The sequence below is a fragment of the Cobetia sp. 4B genome (assembly GCF_018831605.1).
Classification (GTDB): Bacteria; Pseudomonadota; Gammaproteobacteria; order Pseudomonadales; family Halomonadaceae; genus Cobetia; species Cobetia amphilecti.
On sequence record NZ_CP059843.1, the window covers coordinates 3647558 to 3665500 of the forward strand.

Sequence of the window (17943 nt, forward strand, 5' to 3'; positions counted from 1 at the left end):
CGCCATCACGTCCCAATACCGTCAGGTGAACAGATAGCCCTCTGCGAGAAGGCTATCCCGCGTCGGCACACTCAAGGAGCGCAATGTGGCGACATGCTGGTGTACCTCAGGAAGGTCCTCGCTGATCACGGCCTCCTCCAGCGCCTTGGCGCCACTGGCTATGCCGCTGCATCCCAGCGAGGCTGACGCCCCCTTCAGAGAATGCGCCTCACGCTTGAGCTCGGTGAGATCCATCTGCTTCAGCAAGGTCACCATCACGTCGAGGCGTCCTTCGAGTCGCGTCAGGTAATTGCTCAGCAGTCGTGAATAGGCCTCGCCACTCAGGGTCGTGAGCAGCTCCTGACAGGTCGCGTGTTGCAGCAAGGAAGGCGCGGCATTGGGCAAAGCACGTGCGGCTGAGTCGTCAGTTGCCACATCGAACGCCAGAGCAGCATCGATCTGCGCGTCCTGATCATCAGCCGCTGTCGGGCTGACGCCATCATCGCCTGGTGCCTGCAGGGCGGCAGACGGCTCGCCAGCCGAGTCCTCTGGCTTGTCTGGCTCGAGCGCCTTCTGCTGTGAATCAGGCTCATGCGAATCAGAGGCCTGGACCAGATACTGTTGCAGCACCCGATGCAGATCATCACGCGTGAACGGCTTGTGCAGCACCCCCTGCATGCCAGCCTCGATGCAGCGGCGGGCATCCTCCTGCATCACGTTGGCGGTCATCGCGATGATCGGCAGACGAGCGCTGGCGGGTTGCTCGGACTCGTGCTGACGCCAGCGACGTGTCGTCTCGACGCCATCCAGTACCGGCATCTGCATGTCCATGAACACCAGATCGACATCGTTGCCAGCCTGCGCCAGCCATTCGAGTGCCTGTTCACCGTCTTCCACCACCGTGACCTGCTGCCCCAGATACTCGAGCATGGCCCGCGCCAGTGACTGATTGACCTCGTTGTCTTCCACCACCAGCACGCTTGCATGGGGCAAGGGCGTGTCTCCCACCGCCTGCTGCGGGCAAGCCTCGGCGGCGGTCAATACCGGCAGCGGCACGCGGCACCAGAAGCGACTGCCGAGCCCGAGATGGCTCTCGACGCCAATCTCGCCGCCCATCGCCTCCACCAGTCGCTTGCAGATGGCAAGCCCGAGCCCGGTGCCTTCATGACGACGCGCAATCGAGGTATCCACCTGGGTGAAGGGAGCAAACAACTGGCTCACCTGGTCGGCGGCGATCCCGCAACCGCTGTCGTGAACCTCGAAATGAAGCGTCTCGCCGTCTTCCAGTGATGCCCTCAGCCGGATGGTACCCTGGGGACAGAACTTGAAGGCGTTGTTGAGCAGGTTGGTCAGTACCTGACGCAGGCGATTGACGTCACCCTTGACCCAGACAGGCAGGTCATCGGCACGCTCTTCGAGGAAGATGCGCGAGCATCCCTTGCCGGCACTGCCTGTCTGGCGATGGTAATGCGCGGCCAGGGAATCGAGGAATTCGGGCAACGAGAAGCAGCGCTGATCCAGCTCCAGCTTGCCGGCTTCGATCTTGGAATAATCCAGCACATCATTGATGACGGCCTGCAGGCTCTCGGCACTCTGGCGCAGCATCGTCAGGTATTGCTGGCCACGCCGGGTCGAGACTTCCTCGCCGATGAGGTCCGACACGCCGACCATGCCATTGAGCGGGGTGCGTATCTCATGGCTCATGATCGCCATGAATTCCGACTTGGCTCGACTGGCCGCCTGCGCCAGCTGCACCATGCCATCCAGCTCCTGGGTGCGCTCCTCCAGCTTGCGGGTCTTGTAGGCCCGTCCGCGACTCTCGACGATCAGCGCGACCACCAGCACGATGCCGCTCAACGTCATCAGCAGCACCAGCGACAGCGCGAGGGCATACAGGTTGAGGAGCTCCGAGCGCTCCTTGGTGCGCTGGATAGCGGCCTCGGCATTGATGTTGAGCAGCAGCTCGCCGGTCTGCTCCTGAAGCGAGGCAAGCCGGCTGAGTATCTGCACATAGAGGGACGCATCACGCTCCTGACGACTTGCCAGGTCCATGATGGCGCTGTCCAGCACCTCGATTCTGGGCAGCATGGCCATCAGCTGGGCATGCAGGTCAGGCATCCCCGCCAGCATGCTGCCCAGTTGGCCGCTCTGCAGCAGCTGCACCCGGCTATAGAGGATGTCGAGCCGCAACAGCAGCTCGCTGTCATCCATCAAGGCGGGCGGCGTCGGGGTCTTCTGCTCCTCGGCCACCACCATGCGCAGCTCGCGCACTTCCCTGTCGAACTGATAGACCGCCCAGATGAGATTCTCACGCAGCTTGTGCTCGAGTGCCTGCTGACGCTGATAGACCAGAACGCCAGTCACCAATGCCGAGACGAAGAACAACGTCGCGGCAATGGCGATGGCGGTTCTGAAATGCAGAGAACGGAGTGGATTCATGCACGAGCATCCTGGCAGCGCTCATGAAACGGAGCAGGAGAGGCGGGTTCAGCGTTCGATGTCGATTCGCTTCACCTGCCAGACAGAGCGGGTCATGATTTCCTCGTTGAGGAGATCCGGCTGCTCACTGAAGGGGTAGATGATGAAGATGGGACCATTGTCGCGCACACGCAGTCGCTTGCCATCGACTTCCATGGCCAGTATCACCGGATGATCGAAATAGTCCTGCACCGGCGCGGTGGCGGCGTAGTCGTTGAGCGCCACGATACGCATGGTGCCATCCTCGACGCCCACCGCCTCCATCAGCGCCGAACCGAGCGGACCGCTGAAGCTCACTTCGCCGTCATGCCAGGGGGTGGTGGTCACGGTTTCCCGTTGCGTCAGCGCCATGAGCATGGCGCGATCGAAATGTGCCTCGCCTCCGGCGTTGGCATGGGTGACATCCCCGGTGACGCGCAGCACCACCGGCCCCTGCGGAGCCTCCAGGGCCATGGCGAAGGGGCAAAACGACAGCGTCAGCAACAGAAGCCAGTGGCGCATGCGGGGTAACGCCGTGGTGAGACATCGCAGGAGAATGAGAAGCGGCATGGGAAGACTCCAGGGGTCATGGACAACCATGGATGACGGCCGGAGGTTCACCGTCTCGTTTCATCCTCGCCATTCACGGGCCAGCAGCGGCACCGCGCCATGAAGCAGCGAGAGGGGATGAACACGAGTATATGTCGCCATCGTCCTGCCAAACGTGAACCATTGTGACGCGGTCTCACGCAAGAGACGCGTAGACTGCTTGCGATACCCACGCGGGGAGGCAGCGACATGCAAATCGGCATTCTGGAAGATGATCATGATCAACGGGATTACCTGACCCTGTGTCTCGAGGCCCAGGGACATGAGCTGGCAGGCTTCGAGCGCGCCAGCCAGTTGTTGCGCGCACTGCGCGAGCGCAGCTTCGACCTGCTGATCATCGACTGGCAACTGCCGGATGCCTGCGGCATGGAGCTGACGCGCACACTGCGCAGCGAGCACGGCTGGCGAGGGCTGATCCTGTTCATCACCGCAAGCCAGGGGGAGGAGGATGTCGTGCATGCGCTTCAGCACGGCGCCGATGACTTCCTGGCCAAGCCGATCCGCCCTGCCGAGCTCACGGCCCGTGTGGAAGCGCTGGGCAGGCGTTTCGTCACCTCCGACACCAATTACCTGCAGCCCAAGGTGGCCATCAGCGATCAATATCGGATCGAGCCGGATGAACACACCATCTGGTGCGGCGAGGAGCCTGTCGCCCTGACCCAGCGCGAATATCAGCTGGCTTCCCTGCTGCTGCGTCACGTCGGAGAGCTTTACTCACGCGCCTACCTGCTGGAGATGATCTGGGGAGTCAACGGGGACATCTCGACCCGGACGGTCGACACCCACGTCAGCCGCCTGCGGCGCAAGCTGGGACTGAACGGCAGCCGTGGGCTCAGACTGAAAAGCGTCTATCAGTACGGATATCGGCTCGAATCCTGTGCCACGGCCCCCGTCAAGAGCAGCTGAGCGCCAACAGCGAAGGCGTGAGCACGCTGGATCATGGCCAACCAAAAAGGAGCGGGCGACTCTGTCGAGTCCCCCGCTCCTTTTTCATCGTCTGTCGTCTGACTGGTCGGCTAGCGGGTCATCTGGCTGCCCGTCTGGCGGCCATCTGAATCGACGTACATGCCCGGCAAGCGCACGCGAATCACCCCTCCGCCAGCATCCTGCGCAACATGTCCGCCACGGGCCCCGTCTCCGGGCGCTTGTGACGCCACAGGAAGTAGGACTCGGCCGCCTGCTCCACCAGCATGCCGAGACCATCCTCGACCCGCGCGCCGCGCTCGCTGGCCCAGCGCATGAAGACGGTCGGCTCGGCGGCATACATCATGTCGTAGGCGAGCGCCTGCGGAGAGAACAGCGAATCCGGCAACGGCGGCAGCTCACCGCCCAGCGATGCACTGGTGCCATTGATGACCAGATCGAACTGACCCTCGATGGCCGCATAGCTGCCACCGGACAGCAGGCAGCCTTGCCCCGCCAGGTCGGCGAAGTCCTCGGCCAGCGCGCTGGCCTTGGCGGCGGTGCGATTGGCGATCACCAATGCCGCCGGCTGCTTGGCCAGCAGAGGCTCCAGCACACCACGCACGGCGCCTCCCGCGCCGAGAATCAGGATGCGCGCGCCCGTGAGCGGCGCCTCGAGACGCTCGAGGTCACGGGTCAGGCCGACACCATCGGTGGTATCGCCATACAGCTGACCGGTCTTGCCGAGCATCAGCGTATTGACGGCACCGGCGCGACGGGCACGCGGGCTCAGCACATCGACCAGCCGGAAGGCCTGCTCCTTGAAGGGCATGGTGACATTCGCCCCCTGGCCGCCTTCGGCGACGAACTCGGCCCAACCGGCCGCGAAGTCATCGACCGGCGCCAGTCGTGCCTCGTAGCTCAGCGAGTCCTTGAGCTGCTCAGCGAAGGAGCGATGAATCAACGGGGATTTCGAGTGGGCAATCGGGTTGCCGAATACAGCGTAACGGGACATCAGGACTCCGGGACAATCACAGAAAAGCGTCAGGTCAATGCGGCGATCAGGCCTCTTCGCCCAGCCAGTCGCGGGCATGCAGGAAGTCACGATACAGCACGGCTTCGGCACTGCCTTCCTCGGGCTCGTAGCCGTATTCCCAGTGCACCACCGGCGGCATCGACATCAGGATCGACTCGGTACGTCCGCCGCTCTGCAGGCCAAACAGCGTGCCGCGGTCCCAGACCAGATTGAACTCCACGTAGCGCCCGCGACGATAGAGCTGGAAGTTGCGTTCACGCTCGCCATAGGCCGTGTCGCGGCGGCGCTCGACGATGGGCAGATAGGCTTCAAGGAAGCTGTCGCCGACGGATTGCTGGAAAGCGAAGCAGCGCTCGAAGCCCCACTCGTTGAGATCATCGAAGAACAGGCCACCCACGCCCCGCGTCTCGTCGCGGTGCTTGAGGTAGAAGTACTCGTCACACCAGGCCTTGTAGCGCGGATAGACATCACTGCCGAAGGCGATGCAGGCGTCGTAGGCCGTCTGGTGCCAGTGACGCGCGTCTTCTTCATGCGGGTAGAACGGCGTCAGATCGTAGCCGCCCCCGAACCACCATACCGGTGCTTCGCCCTCCTTCTCGGCGATGAAGAAGCGCACATTGCCATGGCTGGTCGGCACGTGCGGGTTGTGCGGATGCAGCACCCAGCTGACCCCGACGGCGTGGAAGCTGCGACCGGCCAGCTCCGGACGTACCGCCGTCGCGGAAGCCGGCAATTCATGCCCGAAGACATGCGAGAAGTTGACGCCACCCTTCTCGAACACGCCGCCGTTCTCGATGACCCGTGAGCGACCACCGCCACCCTCGGCACGTTCCCAGCTGTCTTCACGGAAACTTGCCTGGCCATCGCAGGCTTGCAGCGCCTCGCACAGGCGGTCTTGCAGATCGAGCAGGTAGACCTTGACGTCTTCGAGATTGGCGTGGGCCACGATGCCTCCGGTAGAACGGGAATGAATGATGACGGGGCGACACCCGTCGTTGGCCGCTGCTGGCGGTGAACTGCCAGCTTACCGCGACACGCTGCGCTCGGCAGGTCGGAAAATGCCCCTCTTGGGCGCCTGGATGACGCGGCACTGATCTGGATCAACCCGAGGGGCGATCCTGCTGCTCAGGCGCGCAGTACCTTGCCGGTCGCGAGATCACGAATGGTGCTGGGACGCGGATTGCCGCCGAGCGGCCCTTCGAGGATCACGTCATTGACCAGCGCGTCGCCGAAGGCGTCACGCACCTCGTCTGCGGTCATGGCAGGCGATTCGCCGGCACGGTTGGCCGAGGTCGACACCAGCGGTCCGCCGAAGGCGGCGCACAATGCCTGGACCAGCGGATGATCGGTCACGCGCACGGCCAGGCTGACGTGTTCACCGCGCAGCAAGGGGTGCGCACGGCCATTGTCAGGCACCAGCCAGGTATAGGGTCCCGGCCAGCTGGCCAGCAGCTGCTCACGCTGCTCGACGGTGACTCCCGCCAACCAGGGTTCCAGCTGGGCGATATCACCGGCGATCAGGATCAAGCCCTTGGCGGCGTCGCGAGACTTGAGCTTGATCAGCCGTGCCAGGGCCTCACCATCGTCGGGATCACACCCCAGCCCCCAGACGGCCTCGGTGGGATAGGCAACGATACCCCCATTGCGAAGACAGGCAGCGGCGCCGTCGAGGGCACGCTGATCCAGCGAAACATCACTGACATTCATGATCTGCTCGAACTCCTAGCTGCGGCAACACAATGGCGGCGATTCTAGCACGCTCACCGGCGCGAGACCGACGCTGCACATCGACGCAACACGGCGTCGCGTCGGGGTGGCATAGGCGCACAGCCCGGTTCACGGCATGATGAACGGGGCCATCGCCCTCAGGGTATTGCGAAACTGACGCAAAGGCTTGTTTCAAAAGACTATCGAGGTCATTTGAACGCTTTGCTGGACAGTCTCCAGCGCCGGGCCTGATGGCATTTCACCCCCACTTTTCCTCCCCCTTTTCTTCAGACAAGGATGTGATCCATGCGTCGCGCTTTCTCACTGACCACCTCAGCCGCTCTACTGCTGGCATTGGCAGGCTGTGCCAGCTCTGGCCCCCAGACGCCGACCGCGCCGGCGCCACGCCCTGCCCCGCTGCAGGATGCCGCGGCGCAGGCGCCCTTGAGCGACCAGGCGATGCTGGCGACCTTATGGATACAGCGCAGCGCGGAGTTTCATGCCCTGTCACTGCAAGCCTTCAACGTGGCCCACGACCGCCTGAATCTGGCGCTGGCGCGTCGCCACGCGCAGGACAAGCCGCTGGCGGTGGTCGTCGATGTCGATGACACCGTGCTCGACACCACCAGCTACGGCGGCTGGGCACTGCGTGAAGGCCGTACCTACGACAGCCAGAGCTGGGCTGACTGGGTGGATGATGCCGTCTCCACGGCTTCACCGGGCGCCGTGGAGTTCCTCAACTACGCACACGCCAGCGGCGTCGATGTCTACTACATCACCAACCGCAAGGCAGCCGGCAAGCAGGCCACCATCGCCAATCTCGCCGCGCTGGGCTTCCCGCAGGCCAATGCCGAGCACGTGATGCCGCGCACCGACAGCTCCGACAAGACCGCGCGCCGCGCGCGGGTCACACAGGAGCATGACATCGCGCTGCTGATGGGCGATAACCTCGGCGATTTCGATCAGGCCTTCCAGCAGTCCACTACCCGCGCACGCAATGCCGAGGTCGCCCGCCAGGCGGATCAGTTCGGCCGTCGCTTCGTGCTGTTGCCCAACCCGACCTACGGCGAATGGGAAGGCGTACTCTACGATGGCAACTGGAGTGCCAGTGAGCGCGAGAAGCGCGCCATGCGTGATGCGGCGCTCAATGCCTGGCAGCCCGAGAGCGGCAAGGTCAGCCTCGGCAAATGAGTTCAGGTTGCCGGCCTCTCGGATCATCACTGCCAGGCCGGCGACCTCAGATCATCACTGCCAGGTCGGCAACATTTGCTCAAAGCGTCAGAGTCGTTTCCAGCCGCCGGGAGCCTGCATGACTCGCCCCTCGAGCTCCAGTTCCAGCAACTGCATGCTCAGCTCGCTGACCGAGGTGCCGCTCAGCTCGACCAGCTTGTCCAGCGCCAGCGGCACGGCCCCCAGAAAGCACAACGGTGCCGCCTCCTGACTGTCAGGCGGCGTGGCAGCGCGTGACGCTGGCGGCGCCAGGGACGGCAAGGGCAGTGATGTCGTGGGTGTCGCGAAGGTGGCGGAGGTCGTGGCTTGCCGAGCCGGAGTGGCAGAGCGAGAGGCCGCAGGGACGGCAGCGGACTGCCTGGATGACGCCACCCGGGGCTGCGTTGATGGCTGCTCGGTCGAGTGAGCCGGCAGCAGGTGCTCGAGCTCCGCCAGCATGTCATCGACATCGCGTACCAGCGTCGCCCCCTGACGGATCAACTCCAGACAACCGCTGGCGGTGATGTCATCGATGCGTCCCGGCAGCGCGAACACCTCGCGATTCTGCTCCATCGCCAACCGGGCACTGACCAGCGAGCCACTGCGCAGCGTGGCTTCGACCACCAGCACGCCAAGTGACAGACCGGTGATCAGCCGATTGCGGCGCGGAAAGTGGCGCGCATGCGCGCCGGTGCCAGGCGGATGCTCCGAGAGCAGCAGACCGCCGCCCTCCAGCAGTCGTTGGCGAAGATGATGATGCTGAGCGGGATAGACAACATCGACCCCACAGCCGAGCACCGCCAGCGTCGAGGGGTTGGCCGCATAGTCGTGCGCGCCGAGACGCGCTGACGCCGCCAGGGCCCCCTGATGCGCCGCGGCATCGACCCCCAGCGCCAGCCCACTGGCGACACTCCAGCCACGTGAGACCAGCTCAGCCGCGAAGTCATGTGCATGCCGCAGGCCTGCCTGACTTGCCTTGCGTGCGCCGACGATGGCCAGCATGGGCAACTCAAGCAGCGACTGCCGCCCCAGCGCCCAGAGCGTCAACGGCGGGTCCGGCAGGGTATCGAGCATGGCTGGCCACTCGGGGTCCGCGGGGGTGAGCAGATGATAGCCCTGTGCCGGCGCATGCCAGGCAAGGTCTGCCATCACCTGCTCATGGAGTGGCGAGGATTCGGGACGCTCGCACCACAGGCGCAGCGGTGCCGCGAGGCGTGGCGGCAATACCGCCAGCCAGCCCTGCGGCCAGTCGGCCCGCTCACGCAGCTTGGCCGCGGTATGCGTGCCAAAGCCCGGCAGGCGCGCCAGAAAGACGAAATCCGCCCGCGAGGGGCCGCGTTGTTCGACATCGATCGACACGCCACACCTCCCGAGCGGATTATTGACTCACCCTGGTTGTTCACTTCAGCACGACGAGTCGTTTCACCACGCCGATGCTTGCGGATGACAGGGGCTTTCGATCAGCCGTGGGGCTCCAGCAGCTTGTCACCGACGCTCAATGGGCGGCCGGCCTGCATCACCAGCGCGTAGCTGACCTTGTCGTAGATACGAAATACCATCACCAGGCCACCTTCCTCACCGGGCAGGGTGATCGGCTCGCCGGTGACGGGGTCGGTGATCGTCTCGCCGCGGCGCTCGATACCGAAGACGTACCCCGGCTGGATGCCTTCACGACTGCCGCGATTGAGCGCCACGATGTCATTGCGACCGATGTTGCGCAGCCCATCGGGGGCCGCGAGGATGACGCCGCCCACATCTTCTTCGGGCGGCTGCGGCTGGAAGCTGGTGGTGATCGCACCACCGTCCGCCGGCAGCAGCAGATCACCATTGAGAATCTCGCGATTGGCCGACAGCACGCGCAGCACGCCGATATCGCCTTCGCGGCGCTCAAGCTTGATGTCGCCGATGCTGATCATCTCCAGCCCCAGAAACTCCTGGGTATCCGGGTCCAGATAGCGCTGGCCCTTGCGGTAGACGCTGTAGGTGTCATTGGCGGACCAGTTGCCACGGGCGTAGATGGTATCGCCGGCACCGCTGATCAGACGGGTGTCATCCCCGGCCACGATATAGGGCGCATCGGTGAGCAGCGCCGGGTCAATCACGCGATGCTCTTTCAAGAAGGCCGAGATCTTCTCCAGCGGAATCGGCGGCACCGCCTCGCGCTTGGGAATCTTGCGGATCTGGGGAGACAGCTTCACGACACCGCCCTGGCCGCGCTCCAGGCGCAGACGTGGCTCGCCATTCTCGTAGTAGAGCGAGATGCGATCGCCCGGATAGATCAGGTGCGGATTCTTGATCTGCGGATTGGCGCGCCAGACTTCCGGCCACAGCCAGGGTTCACGCAGAAAGCGCCCGGAGATGTCCCAGAGCGTATCGCCACGCACCACCACATAGGTGGAAGGTACGTCATCACGCACGGTTGCTGCCTGTGCCAGCGACATCCCTGCGCTTGCCCCCAGCGTCGCCATGCCGAGGAGTGCCGTAAAGACGGCATTGCCGACCAGTCGTTTCATGCCCATTCCTGCGTCCCTTGCGTTATTGCCACCCATCGCTCGGTGGTGATGGTCTTGTTCTGAACTCCGCACCGCGCAGACCCGCTCTGCCCCGCGCCTGGTGGCTGCTGACCCCTGTCCATCGCCATGTCAGATCAATCCTGACTATTGCCGCGATAGTAGCAGCATTGACGGCATTCGGTTCCGTTCCTCGCTTGCGCACACTACAATATCAGGCAAATCCTTTCTGACAGCACAACGGTAATTACACCAGCCATGGCCAAACGCGAAATCCTTGAATTCCCTGATGAGCGTCTGCGCAACGTTGCCGCCCCGATCGACACGATCGACGCCGAGCTGCAGACCCTGATCGACGACATGATCGAGACCATGTATGACGCCCGCGGCATCGGCCTCGCCGCGTCACAGGTCGACGAGCATCGCCGTCTCATCGTCATCGACGTCAGCGAAGATCAGTCCCAGCCGCTGGTGCTGATCAACCCGGAATACACCCCGATCGGTGATGAACAGCAACCGATGCAGGAAGGCTGCCTGTCGATTCCTGAATATTATGCCGAAGTCCCGCGCTATCTGAAGGTACGACTCAAGGCTCAGGACCGCAACGGCGATGCCTACGAACTGGAAGCCGATGGCCTGCTGGCACATTGCATCCAGCACGAGCACGACCACCTGCAAGGCAAGCTGTTCGTCGACTACCTTTCCCCGCTCAAGCGTGATCGGGTAATGAAGAAGATGCAGAAGCGTCACAAGCTGCAAGAAGCCTGATCCCTCACGCTCGGCCGCACGGCCGATATTGAGCGCATGGCGGCACCGCACGAAGGCCGAGGGCATCCCCTCGGCCTTCGTGCGGTTACTGGTCCATCAGCCGAGCCTGTCGCGCTGGCCGTCCTGCCGCAACCGTCAGCACCTTGAGCACGGCCGCCTCCGTGCTCCTACATGAGTCATAGCACATGTCGAAAGCCCTGCGCATCGCCTTTGCCGGCACCCCCGATTTCGCCGCCGAGTGTCTGTCCGCCCTGCTGGGCAGTCGCCACGAGATCATCAGTGTCCACACCCAGCCTGATCGCCCCTCCGGGCGTGGTCGCAAGCTGACCCCGGGCCCCGTCAAGCAGCTGGCACTCCAGCACGATATCCCCGTCCATCAGCCGCTCAACTTCAAGGACGAGGCCGATCGTCAGATTCTGCGCGACCTCGAGGCCGACATCATGGTGGTGGTGGCCTACGGGCTGATCCTGCCGCAGGCGGTGCTCGACATCCCGCGTCTGGGCTGCCTGAACATCCACGCCTCTCTGCTGCCGCGCTGGCGCGGTGCCGCGCCGATCCAGCGTGCCATCGAAGCCGGTGACAGCGAATCCGGCGTCACCATCATGCAGATGGATGCCGGCCTGGATACCGGTGACATGCTGCTGATCCGTCGCACCCCGATCACCGCCAGCACCACCGGTGGCGAGCTGCACGATGCGCTGGCTGCCCAGGGTGGCGAGGCCATCGTCACGGCCCTCGACGCCATCGCCGCCGGCGACCTGCCCGCGACCCGCCAGCCGGAAGACGGCGTGACCTACGCCGCCAAGCTCTCCAAGGCCGAGGCCGAACTCGACTTCACCCGCCCTGCCGCCGAGCTGGACGTGCGCATCCGCGCCTTCAATCCGTGGCCGGTGGCCTGGACACGCCTTGAAGGCGATCCGCTGCGCCTGTGGATGTCCCGCACCGGCGAGCAACGCCTCACCGACAGCGTGACGCCCGGCACCCTGCTGGCGCCCGGCAAGGATTGCCTGCGCATCGCCTGCGGCGATGGCCATGAGGTGCTCGAGATCACTCGCGCCCAGTTGCCCGGCGCCAAGCCGCTGTCCGTCAAGGACCTGCTCAATTCCCGTGCTGCGCGCTTCCCCGAGGGCCTCGTCCTCGGCGCAGACCACGCCCCTGATACCGATTCCCAGACCGAGACTTCCGCATGAGCCAGTCAGACACCCCGTCCTCCAAGGGCAACGGCAAGAAGCGCAACTCCCTGCCGCCGGCCCGCAGCAAGGGCGGCGCTCACAAGCATGGCGGCGCCCGTCGCAAGCCCGACAATGCACCGGCCTCGCCGGGCGCTGCGGTGCGTGTCGCGGCCGCGCGGACGCTGGCCCCGGTGCTGGCCGCGCGCACCTCGCTGAACCTGGACAGCCTGCCATCCGGCGTCGCCGGGCGTGACCAGGGCCTCTACAAGGCACTGTGCTTCGGCGTCTGCCGTCAGCTGCCGCGTCTGGATGCCTTGGCGGGCAAGCTTTTGAAGTCGTCCTTCAAGTCGCAGGATCAGGACATCCACGCCCTGCTGCTGCTCGGCCTCTACCAGCTGCTGTACATGCGCATCGCCCCGCACGCCGCCGTCGGTGAGACCGCTGGCGCCGCCCGTGGCCTGGGCAAGGGCTGGGCCACCGGTGTGCTCAACGCCTGTCTGCGTCGTTTCCAGCGTGAGCAGGAAGCGCTGGAAGCCGAGGTCGACAAGGACCCCGCCGTCGCCCTGTCCCACCCCCAGTGGCTGCTGGATACCTTCCAGCGCAACTGGCCGGACGACTGGCAGGCCATCGCCGAGGCCAACAACGCCCAGGCGCCGATGACGCTGCGCGTCAATGTCGCCGCCATCAGCCGCGACGACTACCTCGCCCAGCTGGCGGAAGCCGAGATCGAAGGCGTGGCCTGCCCATTCGCCGAGCACGGCATCACCCTGACCAGCGCCTGCGACGTCAGCGCCCTGCCGGGCTTCGAGGAAGGCCTGGTCAGTGTGCAGGATGAAGCGGCACAGCTGGCCGGTCAGCTGCTGGCACCGGCCGTGACGGCCATCAACGCCGAGGGTGAAGGCGTGCGCCTGCTGGATGCCTGCACCGCGCCGGGCGGCAAGCTGGCGGACATGCTGGAGCGCTTCCCGGGGCTGGACGCCACTGCCATCGACATCGACGGCGAGCGCCTCGAGCGCGTGGAAGAGACGCTGGAGCGTCTCGAGCTGGGTGCCGGTGTCGTGTGTGCCGATGCCAGTGAACGCGACTGGTGGGACGGCGAAGCCTTCGACGTCATCCTGCTCGACGCGCCCTGCTCCGGCAGTGGCGTCATCCGCCGTCACCCGGACATCAAGCTGCTGCGTCGCCCGAACGACATCGGCGATCTGGCACGCCTGCAGGGCAAGCTGCTGGCCAATCTGTGGGGCATGCTCAAGCCCGGCGGCACCCTGGTCTACGGCACCTGCTCCATCATCACCCAGGAAAACGCCCGCGTGATGGACCGCTTCCTGGCCGCGACGCCGGACGCAAAGGCCGAGACCATCAAGGCCGACTGGGGCCGTGTCTCCGGTGCTGGCCGCCAGATGCTGCCGCAGGTCAATGGTCACGACGGCTTCTACCTGGCCCACATCACCAAGGCCAGCGCCTGATCACAGCCAGGTGAGCCGTGTCGGCGCGACGTCCGTGATGACATGAGACGCCACGCCTGACATTCCCGGACAGCCGCGCCCCGACTCTCGGGGCGCGGCTGTCTTCCGTCCTGGCACTGGTTTATCCTGTGCCGACTGAGCAACAGCGGACGAGCCGGACATGAAAATCATCATTCTGGGCGCAGGTCAGGTCGGCGGAACGCTCGCCGAACACCTGGCCCATGAAGAAAATGACATCACGGTGGTGGATACCGACAGCGAACGGCTGCGCGAGCTTCACAACCGACTCGACATCCGCACGGTCACGGGGCCGGCGAGCTATCCGCAGATCCTGCGGCAGGCGGGTGGCGAGGATGCCGACATGCTGATCGCGGTGACCAACTCTGACGAGGTCAACATGATCGCCTGTCAGATCGCCCATAGCCTGTTCCACACGCCGACCAAGATCGCGCGCGTGCGCTCGACCGCCTATCTGACCCGCAAGGGCCTGTTCTCGCATGACGCCATCCCGGTCGACGTGCTGATCAGCCCCGAGCAGGTGGTGACGGACCACATCCGCCGCCTGATCGAATACCCCGGCGCCCTGCAGGTGCTCGACTTCGCCAATGGCGTCGCCCAGCTCGTCGCGGTCAAGGCCTATTACGGCGGGCCGCTGGTCGGTCAGGAGCTCGGTTTCCTGCGTCGCCACATGCCCAACGTGGATACCCGCGTCGCCGCCATCTATCGTCGCAACCGTCCGATCATCCCGCGCGGTGACACCGTGATCGAAGCCGATGATGAGGTGTTCTTCATCGCGGCACGCAAGGACATCCGCACCGTGATGGGCGAGCTGCGACGCGTCGATCGCAACTTCCGCCGGGTGGTGATCGCCGGTGGCGGCCATATCGGTGAGCGTCTGGCCGAGACGCTGGAACACAGTCATCAGGTCAAGATCATCGAGCACTCGCTGGCGCGTTGCACAGACCTCTCCGAGCGCCTCGATCGCACCGTGGTCCTGCACGGCAGCGCCACCTCCAAGCGTCTGCTGCTGGAGGAGAACATCGAGGATTGCGACATCTTCTGCGCGCTGACCAACGACGACGAGGTCAACATCATGTCGTCGATGCTGGCCAAGCGACTCGGTGCCAAGAAGGTACTGACGCTGATCAACAACGCGGCCTACGTGGACCTGGTGCAGGGCGGCGAGATCGACATCGCCATCTCGCCCCAGCAGGCGACCATCGGCGGCCTGCTGACCCACGTGCGCAAGGGTGACATCGTCAATGTCCACTCGCTGCGCCGTGGCGCGGCAGAGGCCATCGAAGCCATCGCCCACGGCGACGAGCGCTCCTCCAAGGTGGTAGGCCGACGCATCGAGGATATCAACCTGCCGGAGGGCACCACCATCGGTGCCGTGGTACGCGGCAAGGAAGTGCTGGTGGCGCATCATGACCTGGTGGTGGAGTCCAACGACCACGTCATCCTGTTCGTGGTCGACAAGCGTCGCATCCGCGAGGTGGAGCGTCTGTTCCAGGTCGGGTTGACCTTCTTCTGATGCCGGCCTCCATGACTTCCGCCCCGCGCCCGCCCCGAACGTCACTCGGTGGCCTCGCCACGCTGCGCCTCTCTCAGGGAGGCGCCGCATGAGTCTACGCGTGATCTCTCGCATCCTCGGTATCCTGCTGATGCTGTTCAGCCTGACGCTGGTGCCGCCGATGCTGATCTCGAGGGTCTTCGAGGACGACACCCTGAGCGCCTTCGCCGTGGCGATGGGCATCACCCTGCTGACCGGTTTCGCGCTCTTCTACCCCAATCGGCACGCCCGCAAGGAGCTGCGCAACCGCGATGGCTTCCTGATCACGGTGCTGTTCTGGACCGTGCTGGGAGCCTTCGGTTCGCTGCCCTTCCTGCTCGCCGAAGACCCGAACCTGACCATCATCGATGCCATGTTCGAGTCGTTCTCGGGGCTCACCACCACCGGCGCCACGGTGATGACGGGGCTCGACCTGCTGCCCCACTCCATCCTCTACTATCGCCAGCAGCTGCAATGGCTGGGCGGCATGGGGATCGTGGTGCTGGCGGTGGCGATCCTGCCGACACTCGGCATCGGCGGCATGCAGCTCTACCGCACCGAGATTCCCGGCCCGCTGAAGGACTCCAAGCTGACGCCGCGCATCACCGAGACGGCCAAGGCGCTGTGGTACATCTACGCCGCGCTGACACTGGTGTGCTTCGCCAGTTACTGGGCGGCCGGCATGAGCTGGTTCGATGCCCTGGGCCACAGCTTCTCGACCGTCGCGGTCGGTGGCTTCTCGACCCACGACGCCAGCATCGGCTACTTCGATTCCGCCAGCATCGAGATGATCTGCGTGTTCTTCATGGTGGTGTCCTCGATCAGCTTCGGCCTGCACTTCGCCGCCTGGCGCGAGGGGCGCATCAGTCATTATCTGCGCGACCCGGAGACACGTTTCTTCCTGATCCTGCTGCTGATCCTGACCTGCGTCACCATCGCCGGCCTGCTGCTCACCGGCAGCTACGATGACAGCAAGGCACTGCGCCACGGCCTGTTCGAGGCCGTCTCGGTGGCCACCACCACCGGCTTCGGCGTCGCCGATTTCACCGGCTGGCCGGGCGTCTTGCCGATGATGCTGTTCATCGCCGCCTTCATCGGTGCCTGCTCCGGGTCCGCCGGTGGCGGCATGAAGGTCATCCGCATCCTGCTGATCCTCAAGCAGGGCGTGCGCGAGATCCATCGTCTGATCCACCCCAATGCCATCCTGTCGGTCAAGGTCGGCAAGATGCGCATCTCCGAGGGTGTCGCTGAAGCGGTGTGGGGGTTCTTCTCCGTCTACCTGATGCTGTTCGTGCTGATGATGCTGGGCATGCTGGCCACCGGGCTTGACCAGGTGACGGCGTGGTCAGCGGTCGGCTCGGCGCTCAACAATCTGGGGCCGGGCCTGGGTGAGGTCGCGACCCACTACGGCGATATCCCGGGGGCCGCCAAGGGCATCCTGATCCTCGCCATGCTGCTGGGGCGCCTGGAGATCTTCACCATCCTGGTGCTGTTCACGCCGGCCTTCTGGCGGCGCTGACAACCGCTCTGACAGCCGCCAGCGTGCCGAGAGCATCACCTTGAACGCAAACGCCCCCGCCGGAGGTCTCCGACGGGGGCGTTTTTGTTGCAGCGCTTCGACTATGACTCGCCGGTAGTGGCGTCACGGCGCGCCAGCAGGCGGCGCATCGGCGCGGTCGGCTCCAGCACGTAATGGATGCGACTGGCACGATAGCAGTCGTTGAAGGCGTCGAAGTAGTCATCCAGCACGCTGGCCGCGTTCTCCTCCCCCGCCTGACGCAGCAGCTCCGCCGCCACTTCCGCCGTGCACAGGTGCGCCTCGGAGGCAGGCTTGCGCAGGTGATAGCGGGTCAGACGCTGAGTGTGCAGCGGCAATACCGGCAGGCCGTCCAGATAAGGGCTCTTGCGGAAGATGCGCCGCGCCTGACGCCAGGTGCCATCGAGCAGGATGAACACCGGAATGCGCGCCTCGCCACTGGCGGTATGCGTCGCCACATCGGCGCCGACGCCGGCGATGGCATTCACGTCGACCACGCGATCGGCGTAGTCGGGCTGGTCATCCGGGAAGATGATGAAGGGCTGATAGCGCTCATCTTCCAGCAGCGCCAGCAGACGCGGGTCCGGCTCGACGCGATACCAGCTGAAGACCTCGGTGCCCGCCAGCACATCCGAGATCAGGCGCCCGGTATTGGTCGGCTTGTAATGCTCCAGCGGGTGGGTGATCAGCCAGAACTTGATCCGTGACTCGGCGGTGACCTGATAGGGACACAGGCAATTGAGCCTGGGCAGGCGGCACGCCTCACAGCGAATCACCTGACTGCCACGCGCCTTGAACTCGCGGCGCGGATGCCGTCCGTGCCACGCCTCCGGCTCGCCACTGGGCAGCGTGGTGATGCCACTGCCTTCGCCTGGTGCGACGGCATCGATTGCCACAGCGTCGCCATCGACGCTGGAGGCGACAGCGGAAGCAGATTGAGGCGCACAGGCGGCGATATCGTCGCCATCAGCCGGCGGGGGGCGGGAATCACACATGATGAGCAGTCAGAACCAAAGAAAAAGGGACGCGCATTCTAGC

Annotated in this window: 15 protein-coding genes; 7 read left to right on the top strand and 8 right to left on the bottom strand. The window is 64.8% G+C overall.

Translation table 11 applies throughout. From position 1 onward, the window contains the following. Positions 1 to 21: 21 nt before the first annotated feature. Positions 22 to 2418, bottom strand: a complete 2397-nt coding sequence (locus H2O77_RS14945) for an ATP-binding protein (RefSeq protein WP_215823451.1) — start codon at positions 2416 to 2418, stop codon at positions 22 to 24. A gap of 48 nt (positions 2419 to 2466) precedes the next feature. Further along, positions 2467 to 2958, bottom strand: coding sequence for a hypothetical protein (locus H2O77_RS14950; protein WP_043333803.1), 492 nt, complete (start codon positions 2956 to 2958; stop codon positions 2467 to 2469). Between the two features lie 276 nt (positions 2959 to 3234). Between H2O77_RS14950 and H2O77_RS14955 the strand changes: the two genes are divergently transcribed. Continuing rightward, positions 3235 to 3951: a response regulator transcription factor gene (locus H2O77_RS14955; protein WP_043333802.1), complete on the top strand. Its 717-nt coding sequence runs from the start codon at positions 3235 to 3237 to the stop codon at positions 3949 to 3951. A 181-nt stretch (positions 3952 to 4132) separates the two neighbouring features. On the opposite strand, the gene aroE is transcribed toward H2O77_RS14955, so the two are convergent. The 3 genes from aroE to H2O77_RS14970 form a co-directional block, all read right to left on the bottom strand. Next, positions 4133 to 4966: a shikimate dehydrogenase gene (gene aroE, locus H2O77_RS14960; protein WP_215824630.1), complete on the bottom strand. Its 834-nt coding sequence runs from the start codon at positions 4964 to 4966 to the stop codon at positions 4133 to 4135. Positions 4967 to 5009: 43 nt separating this feature from the next. Beyond that, positions 5010 to 5930 (bottom strand): oxygen-dependent coproporphyrinogen oxidase, encoded by a 921-nt coding sequence (hemF, locus tag H2O77_RS14965; RefSeq protein WP_107336010.1) that lies wholly within the window; start codon positions 5928 to 5930, stop codon positions 5010 to 5012. 179 nt (positions 5931 to 6109) lie between these two features. Then, entirely contained in the window at positions 6110 to 6691 is a 582-nt protein-coding gene (locus tag H2O77_RS14970) for a Sua5/YciO/YrdC/YwlC family protein (protein ID WP_153636528.1), read from the bottom strand. A gap of 306 nt (positions 6692 to 6997) precedes the next feature. Here H2O77_RS14970 and H2O77_RS14975 point away from each other — a divergent pair, with 306 nt between their 5' ends. Continuing rightward, positions 6998 to 7882, top strand: a complete 885-nt coding sequence (locus tag H2O77_RS14975) for a 5'-nucleotidase, lipoprotein e(P4) family (protein ID WP_192839396.1) — start codon at positions 6998 to 7000, stop codon at positions 7880 to 7882. Between the two features lie 87 nt (positions 7883 to 7969). On the opposite strand, the gene dprA is transcribed toward H2O77_RS14975, so the two are convergent. Then, positions 7970 to 9259, bottom strand: coding sequence for a DNA-processing protein DprA (gene dprA, locus H2O77_RS14980; protein ID WP_240548631.1), 1290 nt, complete (start codon positions 9257 to 9259; stop codon positions 7970 to 7972). A 101-nt stretch (positions 9260 to 9360) separates the two neighbouring features. Continuing rightward, positions 9361 to 10413, bottom strand: coding sequence for a LysM domain-containing protein (locus H2O77_RS14985; protein WP_054556857.1), 1053 nt, complete (start codon positions 10411 to 10413; stop codon positions 9361 to 9363). Between the two features lie 255 nt (positions 10414 to 10668). Here H2O77_RS14985 and def point away from each other — a divergent pair, with 255 nt between their 5' ends. From def to H2O77_RS15010, 5 genes are all read left to right on the top strand, one after another. After that, positions 10669 to 11178 carry a peptide deformylase gene (gene def / locus H2O77_RS14990; RefSeq protein ID WP_043333797.1) on the top strand — a complete coding sequence of 170 codons (510 nt, stop codon included), beginning with the start codon at positions 10669 to 10671 and terminating at the stop codon, positions 11176 to 11178. Between the two features lie 185 nt (positions 11179 to 11363). Continuing rightward, positions 11364 to 12368: a methionyl-tRNA formyltransferase gene (gene fmt, locus H2O77_RS14995; protein ID WP_215823452.1), complete on the top strand. Its 1005-nt coding sequence runs from the start codon at positions 11364 to 11366 to the stop codon at positions 12366 to 12368. Next, positions 12365 to 13816 carry a 16S rRNA (cytosine(967)-C(5))-methyltransferase RsmB gene (gene rsmB / locus H2O77_RS15000; RefSeq protein ID WP_215823453.1) on the top strand — a complete coding sequence of 484 codons (1452 nt, stop codon included), beginning with the start codon at positions 12365 to 12367 and terminating at the stop codon, positions 13814 to 13816. Before fmt ends, rsmB begins: the two co-directional genes overlap by 4 nt. Positions 13817 to 13976: 160 nt before the next feature. After that, the gene (gene trkA, locus H2O77_RS15005) at positions 13977 to 15350 is read left to right on the top strand and encodes a Trk system potassium transporter TrkA (protein ID WP_043333795.1); all 1374 of its coding nucleotides are present in this window, start codon (positions 13977 to 13979) and stop codon (positions 15348 to 15350) included. A gap of 88 nt (positions 15351 to 15438) precedes the next feature. Then, complete coding sequence (locus H2O77_RS15010; protein ID WP_043333794.1) at positions 15439 to 16887, top strand: TrkH family potassium uptake protein; 1449 nt, start codon at positions 15439 to 15441, stop codon at positions 16885 to 16887. A 101-nt stretch (positions 16888 to 16988) separates the two neighbouring features. Here the strand turns inward: H2O77_RS15010 and H2O77_RS15015 are convergent, their stop codons facing one another. Further along, positions 16989 to 17900, bottom strand: coding sequence for a DTW domain-containing protein (locus H2O77_RS15015; protein WP_215823454.1), 912 nt, complete (start codon positions 17898 to 17900; stop codon positions 16989 to 16991). Positions 17901 to 17943 lie beyond the last annotated feature (43 nt).

Excerpts from the sequence above, each read along its gene's own strand:
- H2O77_RS14945 (WP_215823451.1), bottom strand. The coding sequence starts at position 2,418 with ATGAATCCACTCCGTTCTCTGCATTTCAGAACCGCCATCGCCATTGCC.
- H2O77_RS14950 (WP_043333803.1), bottom strand. The coding sequence starts at position 2,958 with ATGCGCCACTGGCTTCTGTTGCTGACGCTGTCGTTTTGCCCCTTCGCC.
- H2O77_RS14955 (WP_043333802.1), top strand. The coding sequence starts at position 3,235 with ATGCAAATCGGCATTCTGGAAGATGATCATGATCAACGGGATTACCTG.
- H2O77_RS14970 (WP_153636528.1), bottom strand. The coding sequence starts at position 6,691 with ATGAATGTCAGTGATGTTTCGCTGGATCAGCGTGCCCTCGACGGCGCC.
- H2O77_RS14975 (WP_192839396.1), top strand. The coding sequence starts at position 6,998 with ATGCGTCGCGCTTTCTCACTGACCACCTCAGCCGCTCTACTGCTGGCA.
- H2O77_RS14985 (WP_054556857.1), bottom strand. The coding sequence starts at position 10,413 with ATGAAACGACTGGTCGGCAATGCCGTCTTTACGGCACTCCTCGGCATG.
- def (WP_043333797.1), top strand. The coding sequence starts at position 10,669 with ATGGCCAAACGCGAAATCCTTGAATTCCCTGATGAGCGTCTGCGCAAC.
- fmt (WP_215823452.1), top strand. The coding sequence starts at position 11,364 with ATGTCGAAAGCCCTGCGCATCGCCTTTGCCGGCACCCCCGATTTCGCC.
- rsmB (WP_215823453.1), top strand. The coding sequence starts at position 12,365 with ATGAGCCAGTCAGACACCCCGTCCTCCAAGGGCAACGGCAAGAAGCGC.
- trkA (WP_043333795.1), top strand. The coding sequence starts at position 13,977 with ATGAAAATCATCATTCTGGGCGCAGGTCAGGTCGGCGGAACGCTCGCC.
- H2O77_RS15010 (WP_043333794.1), top strand. The coding sequence starts at position 15,439 with ATGAGTCTACGCGTGATCTCTCGCATCCTCGGTATCCTGCTGATGCTG.
- H2O77_RS15015 (WP_215823454.1), bottom strand. The coding sequence starts at position 17,900 with ATGTGTGATTCCCGCCCCCCGCCGGCTGATGGCGACGATATCGCCGCC.